Raw genomic sequence first — 13867 nt, 5'->3', positions numbered from 1 at the left:
AGAGAAGGTCAGAATGAGTGAATGTAATCATTCAATCATTCAATCATTCCATCACTCAATCATTCAATCATTCTATAAAGAAAATGAGTAAAAGAGATTATTACGACGTATTAGGCGTAACCAGGGGCGCAGCTGCTGACGAGATAAAGAAAGCTTATCGCAAGATGGCGATCAAATATCACCCGGATAAAAATCCTGGGGATAAAGCTGCTGAAGATAAGTTTAAGGAAGCTGCAGAAGCTTACGAGGTATTAAGCAGTGCTGAGAAAAAACAACGTTATGATCAATACGGTCATGCTGGTGTTGGCGGTGCAAGCGGCGGCGGTTACGGTGGTGGCGGCATGAATATGGACGATATTTTCAGTAATTTCGGTGATGTATTCGGTGGTCATAATCCTTTCGAAAGCTTTTTTGGCGGCGGTGGCGGTGGTCAGCAACGTGGCGGTCGCCGTGTAGCTAAAGGCTCTAACCTTCGTATAAAAGTTAAATTAACCTTAGAAGAAATTGCACATGGTGCAGAAAAGAAAATCAAGGTTAATAAACTGATTGTTTGTAAAACCTGCGATGGTTCTGGCGCAAAAGATAAATCATCAGTAAGTACCTGTGGTACCTGCGGTGGCAGTGGCCAGGTACGCAGGGTAACCAATACCATTTTAGGCCAGATGCAAACCGCATCTACCTGCCCTACGTGTAATGGCAGCGGACAACAAATTACTTCAAAATGTACAGTTTGTCATGGAGATGGCGTGGTACGTGGCGAAGAAACCATTACCATTAACATTCCTGCTGGCGTAAGCGAAGGCATGCAACTAAGCATGAGCGGAAAAGGAAATGCAGCACCAAATGGCGGGATCCCGGGCGATTTGATTATTCTGATCGAAGAAATTCCTCATGAAACCTTAAAACGAGAAGGCAATAACATTGTGTACGATTTACATTTAAGCTTTGTTGATGCCGCCTTAGGGATGAGCATTGAAGTACCAACGATTGATGGTAAAGCAAAAATTAAAATTGATCCAGGTACACAAAGCGGAAAACTATTACGCTTAAAAGGCAAAGGTTTACCAGAAGTAAATTCTTATCATAGAGGTGATGAAATTATTCACATCAACATCTGGACACCAAAAGCGTTAAGCAGCGACGAACGCAGCGCTTTAGAGAAGTTACGCGAATCGCCAAACTTTAAGCCTCAGCCAGGTAAAAATGACAAGAGTTTCTTCGAAAGAATGAAAGAATATTTCGAGTAATGAATTAAATATAATTGAAAAAACCGATGCTTTTGGCATCGGTTTTTTTGTTTTAAAGGATGTTCAAAAATTAGTTTGTTATTCTCAAGGCTAATTCATTTCATAAAAATCAATGGCAGGTGAACAAAAAAGGTGAAGGGGCTCGAAGTATCGTCATTTCGACCGCAGTGGAGAAATCCTTTAAATTTGATTTCAACACTTGATACAAAGATCTCTCTCCCGAATGTTCCAATCGTGTGGACACAATTAATTATAAAGATTCTTTTCCCGCTCTATAACGCCACAAAAATTTAAAAAAGATGTGTCCACACCATAGGAATGTTCGGGAGATGACGACCATTTTATTGGAGTCTGTCATTGATCGTTTGTTGAAGGACTTACGTCATTGAAGGCGCTTCAACAGCCTCGACCTGATTATGTTCTCAAGAAACCCAATCTATTACCCAACCTTTTTTAAAAGCTAGTCAACAAAATTGTTGTAGGCAGAGCGCATACTATCCTGGTCCCGAACCAATTCTTCAATATTATATTCCGTTAACTTGCCTGATGTAGCAGCATCACGCATCATCTTTCTCGCAGCAATTAAATAATCGTTTAACCTTTCGTTAAAATTTCTAAAATAACCATCTTTTCCCGGAAATTTAGTAGCATCCGGTGCCACCATAGCTACGTGTTTATTGTGCTGATCTTCAAGAGCCTGATAAGCCGCCTTAGCTTTTGTTTCTATTGATTTGTAATTTTTATTACTGGCCAATAATTTGGTAAACTCAGTAGCAGCGCTACGGTCATCTTTTAATGCAAATATGTATTCTCTTAACGGATGTGTTTTTAAAATTACGCGCTCTGCATCATCTCCAATCACATTTAATTTAGCCAAAACCACCTCATCATAAGCATAGTATTTTTTACCCATACTGTAAATAGAATCTACCAAAGCTTTTCCTTTAACACCTTTATCATCTTTCCAGTCTTCCGCTTTAATATACTCATCCAGGGATTTATAGGTTGCTTTAATCTTATCAAGTACACCAGTCATAGATACCACATTTTCCTTGAAAAATTTCTGATCATCATTACTTAAAGCACTTGGGGGGGTATCTGGCTTTATCCTGCTGCCGCTAATCGTACTCATAGAAAAAGGCATCAACAACCCCGTAAAAGCGAATCTGTCATTCGGATTTCCCAAACCCTTTTCTATTCTAATAATATTACTTTCAATACGCTTAATATAACCATTGTTTTTATCCGTAAAGCTTACCATTACATTATTGTACTCAATAATTTCATTTACATCTTTTTCATCGGCTTCGGCGTAAGTGCTTTTGCCGTTACTGTCTTTTTTACCATCGTTTTTGCATGCTGTAACCGACAGTACAAGGGCAAGTGCGGTTAATTTAAAGAGTGTTTTCATAGTTTTTTATTTGTTTTCATAATCTGATGCCCGATCAGAGCAATTTTTAAACCAAAAAAGTTGTAACAGGCGTAATCAATGGCAAAAGTCGTCATTTCGAGAAGACCCGATAGCTATCGAATCGAGGTAACGATAGATGTTTCTCGTACTGATAAACTTTTTTGTTTACAACCTGTTTTCTATACATGAAATGGCGAATTGGTTGTTCTGGATTTTATTACCGCGAATGGAAAGAAGTTTTCTATCCAAAAGGATTGATACAAAAAGAATGGTTTAAATATTACTGCGAGCATTTTAATACGATAGAAATCAATTCTACCTTCTATAAAATGCCCACGCAAAAATCGTTTGATAAATGGTATGATGAAAGTCCGGATGATTTTTTGTTTACGATTAAGGCTCCCCGCTTAATTACCCATTACAAACAGTTTCAGGAATGCGAGCAGCTCATCAGCGATTTTTATGAAGCTATACAGTTGGGTTTAAAAGAGAAATTGGGCTGTGTATTGTTCCAGTTTCCGCCAAAATTCGATTATAGCGATGAACGACTAAAGTTATTGATTGACAATTTAAATCCGGAACTTAAAAATGTGGTAGAATTCCGCCACATCAGTTGGTTTAAAGAGGAAATTTATAAAAAACTAGCCAAAAACAATATCACTTTTAGTGGACAAAGTTACCCTTCTGCCCTACCTGATGAGGTGATTCAAAATACGGAGAATGTTTATTATCGTTTTCATGGAAAACCTGTTTTATACAAATCAGAATATGATATTAAAGTAATTAAGGATTTCAAAAATCAGATTAAAGATACCGAAAGTGATGTTTTTGTTTATTTCAATAATACATGGGGCACGGGGGCTTTACACAATGCCAAACAATTGCAGGATTTGGTAAAACAGTAAATTATCTAAGTTTTTCAGAAAAGCAATTGCAGTGATTATTTTAATGTTAGCCGGGCTATACGCTATAGTCCCGATGAAAAATCGGGAGCTGTCGCTACTATCCCGTTTATTAAACTGGGTTCGTGCTAAATTTAGGGAGCCTGACAATAGCCTATTTTTTTAAGCCACTCGCTATCTTGCCAAAAACCATAGACCCTAAAAAATAAACCTGATAGGAATGATATTTCGGTCTACATATTTTAATTTAGCACTAACATTAACGAAATTTAATGGATAGCAGGGCTATCGCCCACGAAGAACCACAGCCCCTGCTTTCCAAAAAAATATAAAATTAAAAATATGCGCATTGCCGTGATCGACCTAGGGACGAATACTTTTCATTTACTTATTGCCGAAACAGCCGGAAAAGAACTGGAAATTCTGTACAAAACCAATGTTCCGGTAAAGCTGGGCGAAGGAAGGATTAACGACAATATCATTATTCCGTCGGCATTTGAAAGGGGAATTAATTGCCTTAAAGATTTTAGCCATACCATTTCCGAATACCGGGTTGATAAAGTAAGGGCTACTGCAACTTCGGCCGTTCGTAGCGCAGAAAACGGAAAAGACTTTGTACATGCGGTAAAAGAACAAACCGGAATAACGATTGAAACCATTAGCGGCGATGAAGAAGCGGCATTAATTTACGAAGGTGTTAAACTAAGCGGCGCCATCACTGATCTTTCCTTAATTATGGATATCGGTGGCGGCAGTGTCGAATTTATCCTTTGCGATACCGAAAAACTGATTTGGAAGAAGAGTTATAATATTGGTGCGGCACGTTTAATGCAACAGTTTTTTAAATCAGACCCCATGAATGATGGGGATAAAAACGCTATTTTATTCCATATTCAAAATCAATTGGCCGATCTTTTCGACATCTGCGAAAAATACCAGCCCAAAATATTAATCGGGTCCGCCGGCGCATTCGAAACATTCGCAGAACTCATCATTAAAAAAAACAATGAGAAAACAGATATTAGCATCGCCAAAACATTCGAATTTAACTTTGACGATTATATAGCAATTGCCGGTAAACTATTAAATTCTACTCATCAGGAAAGAGCAGCCATGCCCGGAATAATTCCATTAAGGGTTGATATGATTGTAATTGCAGCCTTAATTACCAATTACATTTTAGGCCGGTCGAAAATAAACAAGCTCACACTTTCTACTTACGATTTAAAAATGGGCGTTTTGGCCAGCCTGATATAAAAAATGATCCATCTGTTGATGGATCACCGAGAGTTTAGCGTATATTAATTTAGGATTATTTCTTTGGTGATGTAATTATCATTTTCCCCATAATCATTGGCTCGGCCTTTTTAAGTTGAAGATTGTTTTGTTTTTCTTTAGAAAAATCGAGTGTTAGAAAAGCTGCATACTGGATACTTTCAACCATCAAACGATTTTTATTGGCATCGAACTTATCATCAAAAATAATTTCGTAGCGACCATTTTTATCAGTTAAAGCAGAGTATTTGGTATCATAGATGGATAATCTTAGTCCGGCAACCGCTTTATTATCAGCACCAATAACATAACCATATATTTTTTTAGGTAAAACAGGTTTTTTATCATCGGTTTTATTGTGGATGGTTTTAGTGATTTCGATGGGTGTTTTAAGCTTTTCGGCTTTGGCATCCATTACAAAAATGCTCATACCAATGGCCAGCACGCCAAGATATTTCATCCAGTTTCTATTGCTCGTTGGCGCCACAGATAAGTGGTAATTAAGCTGGTTTAGTTGAGTTTGGCTTAGGCGACCACATACAGAAGAACTGGCGCCAGCCAATACATTAATAATTTCGGCATTGGTATAACCCGAAAAATCAATTACATTTTTGCTACAGGCTTTACAGAAATTAAAGCCTGCTCCTTTATCCATTTCATCCCAGTTTTGTGAGCAGGGTTCGGCTATGGTAACTTCGTTAATTCTCGTTTTCATGTTGTGGTTTTTCTTAGATGATGATACTGCTAAGAAAATTCCACAAAGAAATTTAAATAAATTTTAAGAGTTCGTTATAAAGCTTCTCGGTAGGCAATCCCATCACATTGGTATACGAACCTTCAATACGCTCTACCACCACGATGCCCCACCAATCCTGCACGCCATAACTCCCGGCTTTATCAAAGGGCTGGTAATTATCGATGTAAAAGTCAATTTCCTCGCTTGTAACCGCTTTACATAGAACTTCGGTCCGATCGTAAAAAGAATGGCTTTTATCTCCTTTAACGATGGTTACACCTGTAAAAACCTCGTGTTTACTTCCTGAGAGTTTTTTTAACATTTCCTGCGCATGCGCCCGGTCGGTTGGTTTGCCTAAAATTTCGCCATTTAAGGCAACAATGGTATCAGCTGTAATCACAATTTCACCGTCGCCGGTAAATGCTTTAGCCTTTTGTTCAGAAATGTAAACGGCAATTTCTGCCGGACTTAAACCTTCAGGATAACTTTCATCTACATCTTTTAATTCTACTTTAAAATTTAGGCCCATAAGGGTTAAAAGTTCTTGACGGCGTGGCGATTTAGAAGCTAAGATAATCGGAGGAAAATTGACAGGCATAATTTATTTTTTTGCTAAAATAAGAAAAGCGACATAAAGCCGCTTTTCTTATTTGATATTTTAACAAGATTTAGTTGTTTCCACCACCTTGTCTACGTTTTTCCATTTCGGCACGTTGTTCTTTTTGCCAGGTTTCGTAAGTTTTTTTCTGATCGTCTGTTAATACTGCAGTCACTTTTGCATCGTTATCAGCACGCATTTTTTGCATTTTCTCTCTCATCGCATCTCTATCACCACCTTGCATTTCTTCACGCATTTTTTTCATCGTTTCTGCCTGCTCGGTAAAAACAGTAGTTAATTTTGTTTTTTGATCATCAGATAACTTTAATTTTTCGTCTAACTGTTTTACACGCTCCTCAGGCTTCATCATCATTCTGCCTTGTCCACCACCTTGTTGCGCGTTAGCGAAACCAGCTATACCTAGCATCAATCCGCAAATCATCATTAATTTTTTCATGTTGTTTTTGTTGTTTTTGGTTGAAATTTGAGCTAATTGGAGTGCCGGAAAAGATAAAAGTTTAATTCCCAAAATGTAACTTAACTGTTGCAGATCAGAAAAGGTTTAATCTTTCAATAACAAAACGGGTACATGCGATTTGATGGTTAATTTTTGAGAAACACTTTCGTGTAGCAGACTTTCGAAAAAACTATATTTTTTAGGCAATGCAATAATCAGCTGTGCTTCTTCGCTTTTGGCAAACTTTACAATGCCTTTAATGGTATCCGGGTGATCAGCATAATGATAGGCAGGAGAAAAATCCTTCAACATTTCGTGCAAAAAATGTTCTTCGTCTGAATCAATTGTATGCCCCGAGTTGATGTTAAGTACCAAAAGTTCAAGGGCATGTTTGCTCAAAATATTTTTAAGAGCGTGCATTGGAATTACTTCTTTTACTTTTTTAAAATCGCAGGCTAAAATCGCTTTCCTGATGGATTGGTAATCAGCTTTTGGTGGTACCACCAAAACCGGTACCGGACTTGATTTAGAAATTTTGATGGCATTAGAACCAATATCGCTTTCATCTTTAGCCTTTTTACCATTACTACCTATAATAATGAGTTCAATCTCTTCTCTGTTTACCCGATCGATTATTGACCGTAACAGTGTTTCTCTTGTTAGGTAAATTTCAATATCGACCTTAGGATTAATCTCCAGCAATTTAATTTTAAGCTTTTCTAGCGCCTCTAACCTTCTCGTAATTTCATCGGCAATATGAACATCTGTGGTAACGATCAGATCTGGTGTGGGCAGAATACTTTCATATTCTGAAACGTAGTAAGCATTAAGCAGGATTATTTTTGAGTTCGTCATTGCGAAACTCAACCTGGCGGCATATTTAGCTGCATGATCTGCTGTGTTCGAAAAATCTACTGGTACAATGTATGTGCTCATATGATTAAAATTAGCATTTTTTTACATTGATAAATTAATCAATCGATTGATTAATTCATCAATGTAAATTTCGCATATTATCTGATTTATTGCAAATTTTAATTGGTGAGATTTATAATGGTAACGTCATTCTAGTTTTTCATCTTTCTGAACTTGTTTCAGAATCTTACATGCAGAATGATGTTGTTTAGGAGAGCTTAAGTTATTGGGCTGATAAAGATCCTGAAACAAGTTCAGGATGACGGATTGCAAGAAGATCCTTCGACTACGCAGAGGATACCGACAGAGGAATAACCGCAAAAACAATAATGGACCAATGAACTAATGACAAATAAACTTATTAGAATTGGATGTTGGTACTTTGCAGTGACCAATGAACTAATGACTAATGAACTAATTTACACTCCAGAATCGGAGGCATTCGGATTTTCATCGTGCCATCTGCCCTGTACTTTCATTACTTTTTCGATGATATCGCGGACAGCGGTTCTGCCGCCATTGTAAGGAGATATAAATGTAGATATGGCTTTAATTTCTTCCACCGCATCGGCCGGACAGGTTGGAAGCCCAACCAGTTTCATTACTTTAAAATCGGGGATATCGTCGCCCATGTAAAGCACCTCTCCTGCGGTAATGTTTTTATCCTGAAGATATTGATTGAAAATGGTCACCTTATCTCCCGTACCCAGAAAAACATCGGTTACGCCAAGGTTAAAGAAACGTTTGCCCATGGCAATACCATCGCCTCCAGATATAATACAAACGTTATATCCCCTTTTAATGGCCAATTGCATGGCGTAACCATCTTTAATGTTAAAAGTGCGCAATAATTGACCGTTATCAGTAACCTGAACAGATCCATCGGTAAGTACACCGTCTACATCAAAAATGAAAGTGGTGATGTCTTTTAATTTCTCAAGAAACATTAGCGCGTTTAGGGTTAAGTGTTTGGAATCGACTCAAGACTGATGACTCCGAACTCAGGACTAATTACTGGTTATCTCTCCACTCGTAAACCCAGGCAGATTGAATTTGCTCTAAATGGCCTTCGCTGCTTTCTTCACGGGTTCCTTTAAAGTTTGGTAAAGATAGTACCCATTCTAAAAGTTCGGTGAAACGGATGCGGTAGATTTTAGCTTCCGTAAAGTCATCGCCAAATTTCTCATATAAAGACATCGCAATATCTTCATAATCGTTCCAGTAAAAAGGTAAAGCAAATTTATCGTTGTTCATGTTTTGTTTGTTGTTGTAAGGTTGAAAAGTTTTAATGTTCTAAGGTTTTAGACTCCCGACTAAGGACTTTAGACTCCAGACTAACTAGTGGCCCATAAAGCCAGACTGATCCGGGATCGTTACTTCAATATCACCGTTAATCACCACACACTGGCAGCCCAGGCGGGAAGTAATTTTCGGACGTACAGCCCTATCGATAAAATCCTCTTCTTTATCAGAAATTTCTTCGATATTATCCATGCCCTTTGTTACGTAAACGTGGCAGGTACTGCAACCACAAACACCACCACAGTTGTGTTGTAATTCGATTCCGTTATCCAGACAAACATCTAAAACAGATTCGCCCGCTGCTATTGGCAATTCAATAGATTCGTGATCTGCTTCTTCAAAATTTATTTTTAGTTTAAAAATGCTCATAATTATTTTGCAAAAGTAACAAGCAAAAGCCGTAATTATGCTATTTCGGCATTAATTTTATGCTATTGCTTAATGTTTGATAAATGTTCTGCAATTCAGGCATATCATTCAACATGCTTAAATGCTTTTTTATGGTGCTTTCATCTGCCCGCACCGCAGGGCCGGTTTGCACATTTTCAGGCAAATTATCCATTACCTTATCAGCTGTTTCAGCAATTAAAGGCCTGATGATCTCAAAATCCAAACCATTCTGGTTTAAAATCTTATTGGCTAATGCATACAGGTGATTAGGGAAATTACAGGCAAATACTGCTGCCAGGTGTAATACTTTTCTTTTCTCACCGTCCAATTCATAAACCTGGTGGCTAATTTTAGTTGCCAGTCCTTTTAAAAAGGCAAGCTGATCTTCATCACTTGCTTCGATACAAAGCGGAATGTTTTCAAATGAAACATCCTTACTTTTCGAGAAAGTTTGCAAAGGATAAAAAACCCCTGCCTTTTTCACCTGCGAAGCCAGTACGTTTATATCAGTAGTACCAGAGGTATGAACCACTAAACCAGTTACATTTTTTAAAAATGCAGCAACCGTTCCAATGGCATCATCTTTTACCGAGATGATATATAAATCAGCGTTTTGTTCAATATTATTTAAATCGTTTACAGCATTGGCCCCAACCAAGTGCGCCAGTGCAGCTGCATTATCGAGGTTTTGGCTGTACACCTGCACCAAATCTTGGCCTTCACTGTTTAAAGCTTTGGCTAAGTGTGTGGCAACATTTCCAGAACCTAATAAAACGATTTTCATGATTTTACGCGATTTTGGCCTCTTTTCTTCTTCTAAAAATGGAAAGTAAGAAACCCACCACCATTACAATGGTACCAGCCCAATACAAGTTAATAAAAGGGAATTCTATCGCTTTAAAAACCACCCAGTCTTTAGCCTGTTGAGGTTTTTCAAAAATCTGTAACTCTACTTTTTTTTCATCCGGTAATACTTTAGAGAAACGGAATTTCAAGTCTAATTCATCTACCTTACGGGCGAAATCGAACGTATTATTACCCTTTATCAGGAAGATAGGTTCAGTGTTATAAATTTTACCCGCAGCATTAATTTCTAATGGTAAACCAACAGCATAATCACCTTGTGCCAAAGCTAAATCCTTAGCAACAGGTTTTCTGTTCAAATCTTTAACGGTAACAATACCGCTGGTGGTATGGATGGTATCTCCTACCGAAACCTTCACAATCCGCGGCTCTTTATAATTTTCATCATCCGAATGACCTTCGTGATCATCATGTGATTCTTTTTTAATGGCTGCACTGGTAATGTGGGTATACACATCATAAGTTAAATAGTGCTTGGTATCAGGAGAGGCAATAAGGCCCATTTTCTCATTATCCTGTACATGCGGATGCAGGTTAAAATCTTCTTTAACCTTACCTTCTTTATCTATTACCTTAAAATTAAGGGTATAAATGGTATTCGGCGCTACTGTGGTATCGGCTACATAGGTTACCGTATACTTACCCATCTTCTTAGGTTCGTTTTTGTATAACATGATGTTTTCGCCCGGTTTCTCTGTTTTTTCGAAATCCTTTACCGGAATAAAATTATTCGCATTGATTGATAAAGGTTTATTAGTGGCAGCAGAAATTAAAGCCCCCAAGATTAAGAAAGCAAAACCAATGTGTGCAATCGCTGAACCGGCCAGCTTGGCCTTTCCACCAAACGCCTGGTACAATATAGCTGCATTAGAAAGCACCGCGAACAAACAACTGAAAGTGATCAGAATGTACATGGTGTTAGTGTAAATTTCAGCAACATATACCAAACCCGCAGTTAACACCATCGAGAAAATAATGGCAGAGATTAAACTGCTGTAAAATTTACGTGGATCGGTTCTCTTATATTTTAAATATTGAGAAAATCCTGAAATCAAGGTAATTAATACCGCAAACGGCGCCTGCCATTGGTTATAATATTTAACGGCATCAATTGGCGGCGTAAATTTAGTTCCGAATGCTTTATTAAATACAGGAACCGATGTAGAGAAAATGACCTGAATACAAGCGATGGTTACCACTAAAGCACCAATAAACATCCAGAACTCACGCGAATAGGTTTCTTCGTCTTTGGTCGTAATTGGCAACTCTTTCCACCTTACTACAATCAGCACCACTGCTAAAACAGCGAACACCACATTGTATAAAATCAGGTGGCCAAACATACCCATATCCGTAAATGAGTGTACCGAAGTATCGCCCAAAATTCCGCTACGCGTTAAAAAAGATGCATACAGCACCAATAAGAAACTCAGAAATACTAATGCAATTGCTGTAAAGTAGGCATGACCTGTATTTTTATAGGCAATCATTACGTGTACGGCACCAATTAAGGTTAACCATGGGATTAATGAAGCATTCTCAACAGGATCCCAAGCCCAGAAACCACCAAAGTTTAACGCTTCGTAAGCCCAGAACGAGCCCATAATAATACCGGTTCCTAAAACCATTACCGCAAAAAGCGTCCATGGCAGAGCAGGTTTAATCCATTCTTTATATCTTTTTTGCCATAAAGCGGCAATTCCATAAGCAAAAGGTACCACCATGCTGGCAAAACCCAAAAACAGGGTTGGCGGGTGGATTACCATCCAGTAGTTTTGCAATAATGGATTTAATCCCCTGCCATCGGTAATAAATTTAAGGTAATCTTTAAAATTTTCTGGATTGGCAAAAACTACTGGGGCCATTGCTTTTAAATCAACAGCATCTCTTAACAGGATAAATGGAGAACTACCTATACGCTCGCCAAAAATTGAAATCCCCAGTAACATGGAGCTTAAAAACACCTGAGAGAAGGCTACAACGGTCATCACCGGTTTTTCCCACGACTTTGCTCTCCAGATTAATAATGTGCCTAAAAATGACTGCCAGAAAGCCCATAACCAGAAACTTCCTTCCTGCCCCTCCCAAAAAGCCGAGATAATGTAATAAACAGGCAATTCTTTTGAAGAGTGGAAATAAACATAACTGTATTCGTTATAATGACCAAGCACGAGGTAGAATAAAATTGCCCCTATGCCGATGATACTGGCAAAGTTGATCAGGAATCCAATCCGGCCTAAGTTTCTCCAGGATTTTTCTTCTAAATTTTTATCGCGACTGGCAAAAAAATACGATATAGTTGATAGTAATGATGCACTAAATGCCAGAACAATAAAAAACTGTCCGATTTTACCTGGTAACAGGTGTTCGCCTACAAATTGAATATCCATTAAATAAATTAGTTATATTTTTTCCCGCCGTCCTTATTTACTTCTTCTACTTTGCCATCCTTATTAACCTCTACCAGGTTATCATTATATTTAGAAGGGCATTTCATTAAAATTTTCGATGCGTAGAACTTGTCCTGATCCATCTTACCGATCAGAACCAATTTTTCTGATTTTTCAAAATCCTGTGGCTTCGTACCTGCATAAATCACCTCCCTCACTTCACCTTTTTCATCTTTCATGTGGAATGAAAAATGGTTGGCATCTTTTGCAGCGTCGTAATAAGTACCCATTGATTTTACCCAATAGCCCATAACATGCTCTTCTTTTTCAGAAAGAGTGGCTTGTTTGAAATTAGAGTAGGTATCTGTATTTGCATTTAAGCTAAATAAAATCCCTACGGAAATTGCGATTGTAATTAATCCAATGATTGCACTTTTCTTCATGTGTATACGTATTGTAAAAGCTGGCAACAAAGATAGAAAAATAGGCTTAGCAAGCATTCTTTTACATTTTTCTTGTCTTTATATTGACAATTACCTGATTTTTGAAGTACAAAATTTTGAAGAATGACAAAATTCAGCAAACATTATTACGAATATCTTAAACTGCCTAAAATTCCAGACTGAATTTATTAAGTTTGGCCCATCAGATTACCATTCCTTTTTTACTTTTTTGTAAAACGATTAACCTTATTAATATGAACCTGAAACAACTGTATAAACTACTGCTATTTATTGTACTGATTCCCATTTTTAGTTCCTGTTTTGAAGTGATAGAAGAAATCAGCATGAAAAACGACGGCACTGGTGATGTGGTACTCACGATTAATTTAAGTCAAAGTAAAACCAAAGTAGCCTCGGTAATGTTGTTGGATAGTGTGCAGGGTTACAAAGTGCCCAGCAGACAGAAAATTCAACAAGAATTAAACGAAGCAGTGGCTTACTTAAAAAAATCAGAAGGTATTTCAAATGTAAAAAGCAGCAGCGATTTTAATAATTACATTGCCACCATCAGTTTTTCGTTTAAAGATGTTTCCAATATCAATAACATCACCAAAAACATCCTTGCTCAACAGAAAATAAAGGCTACCAATACTTCTTCTTACAGCTATAATAAAGCAACAAAAACCTTCAGCCGGAAATATCAGCCTGTTGGGACTGCAAAAACCGAATTCAATAAATTAAAGGCAAAAGATAAGGCTGTTTTTAACGGCGCAACTTATACCAGCATTTATCGTTTCGAATCTCTTGTAACAAGTAGCATCAATCCGGCATCAAATGTATCGAAATCCAAAAAAGCGGTGATGTTAAAAAGCAGCATCATGGATTTGATTAACGGAAAAATTAACGTTTCGAACACAATACAACTATCTAAATAACA

At 37.6% G+C, this 13867-nt stretch carries 15 protein-coding genes; 4 read left to right on the top strand and 11 right to left on the bottom strand.

What is annotated here, in order from left to right:
* Positions 1-83: 83 nt before the first annotated feature.
* Entirely contained in the window at positions 84-1247 is a 1164-nt protein-coding gene (gene dnaJ / locus R2R28_RS21275) for a molecular chaperone DnaJ (protein ID WP_316827671.1), read from the top strand.
* Between the two features lie 460 nt (positions 1248-1707).
* On the opposite strand, the gene R2R28_RS21270 is transcribed toward dnaJ, so the two are convergent.
* On the bottom strand, positions 1708-2658 hold the full coding sequence (locus R2R28_RS21270) for a DUF3829 domain-containing protein (protein WP_316827670.1): 951 nt from the start codon (positions 2656-2658) through the stop codon (positions 1708-1710).
* A gap of 185 nt (positions 2659-2843) precedes the next feature.
* On the opposite strand from R2R28_RS21270, the gene R2R28_RS21265 reads away from it, so the two are divergent.
* Together R2R28_RS21265 and R2R28_RS21260 are read left to right on the top strand one after the other, a co-directional pair.
* Positions 2844-3563, top strand: coding sequence for a DUF72 domain-containing protein (locus R2R28_RS21265; RefSeq protein ID WP_316827669.1), 720 nt, complete (start codon positions 2844-2846; stop codon positions 3561-3563).
* Between the two features lie 339 nt (positions 3564-3902).
* Entirely contained in the window at positions 3903-4817 is a 915-nt protein-coding gene (locus tag R2R28_RS21260; protein WP_316827668.1) for an exopolyphosphatase, read from the top strand.
* 55 nt (positions 4818-4872) lie between these two features.
* Here R2R28_RS21260 and R2R28_RS21255 read toward each other — a convergent pair whose 3' ends face one another.
* The 10 genes from R2R28_RS21255 to R2R28_RS21210 form a co-directional block, all read right to left on the bottom strand.
* Entirely contained in the window at positions 4873-5550 is a 678-nt protein-coding gene (locus R2R28_RS21255; RefSeq protein WP_316827667.1) for a hypothetical protein, read from the bottom strand.
* 52 nt (positions 5551-5602) lie between these two features.
* Entirely contained in the window at positions 5603-6169 is a 567-nt protein-coding gene (locus R2R28_RS21250; RefSeq protein ID WP_316827666.1) for a Maf family protein, read from the bottom strand.
* 70 nt (positions 6170-6239) lie between these two features.
* The gene (locus tag R2R28_RS21245; RefSeq protein WP_316827665.1) at positions 6240-6626 is read right to left on the bottom strand and encodes a Spy/CpxP family protein refolding chaperone; all 387 of its coding nucleotides are present in this window, start codon (positions 6624-6626) and stop codon (positions 6240-6242) included.
* Positions 6627-6731: 105 nt separating this feature from the next.
* On the bottom strand, positions 6732-7562 hold the full coding sequence (locus tag R2R28_RS21240; protein ID WP_316827664.1) for a universal stress protein: 831 nt from the start codon (positions 7560-7562) through the stop codon (positions 6732-6734).
* A gap of 398 nt (positions 7563-7960) precedes the next feature.
* Positions 7961-8488, bottom strand: a complete 528-nt coding sequence (locus R2R28_RS21235) for a KdsC family phosphatase (RefSeq protein ID WP_316827663.1) — start codon at positions 8486-8488, stop codon at positions 7961-7963.
* A gap of 64 nt (positions 8489-8552) precedes the next feature.
* Positions 8553-8795: a Fe-S cluster assembly protein IscX gene (gene iscX / locus R2R28_RS21230; protein WP_025143141.1), complete on the bottom strand. Its 243-nt coding sequence runs from the start codon at positions 8793-8795 to the stop codon at positions 8553-8555.
* Positions 8796-8879: 84 nt separating this feature from the next.
* A complete protein-coding gene (locus R2R28_RS21225) occupies positions 8880-9212 on the bottom strand; it encodes a 2Fe-2S iron-sulfur cluster-binding protein (protein WP_025143142.1) in 333 nt (110 codons plus the stop codon).
* Between the two features lie 40 nt (positions 9213-9252).
* Positions 9253-10017, bottom strand: coding sequence for a Rossmann-like and DUF2520 domain-containing protein (locus tag R2R28_RS21220; protein WP_316827662.1), 765 nt, complete (start codon positions 10015-10017; stop codon positions 9253-9255).
* A gap of 4 nt (positions 10018-10021) precedes the next feature.
* A complete protein-coding gene (gene ccsA / locus R2R28_RS21215) occupies positions 10022-12487 on the bottom strand; it encodes a cytochrome c biogenesis protein CcsA (RefSeq protein WP_316827661.1) in 2466 nt (821 codons plus the stop codon).
* An 8-nt stretch (positions 12488-12495) separates the two neighbouring features.
* Positions 12496-12930, bottom strand: coding sequence for a cytochrome c maturation protein CcmE (locus tag R2R28_RS21210; RefSeq protein ID WP_316827660.1), 435 nt, complete (start codon positions 12928-12930; stop codon positions 12496-12498).
* Positions 12931-13184: 254 nt separating this feature from the next.
* Between R2R28_RS21210 and R2R28_RS21205 the strand changes: the two genes are divergently transcribed.
* A complete protein-coding gene (locus R2R28_RS21205; protein ID WP_316827659.1) occupies positions 13185-13865 on the top strand; it encodes a hypothetical protein in 681 nt (226 codons plus the stop codon).
* Positions 13866-13867 lie beyond the last annotated feature (2 nt).

It is taken from the genome of Pedobacter miscanthi (assembly GCF_032678605.1).
In the GTDB taxonomy this organism is placed as follows: Bacteria; Bacteroidota; Bacteroidia; order Sphingobacteriales; family Sphingobacteriaceae; genus Pedobacter; species Pedobacter miscanthi_A.
This window is presented reverse-complemented; position numbering and strand designations above follow the sequence as displayed.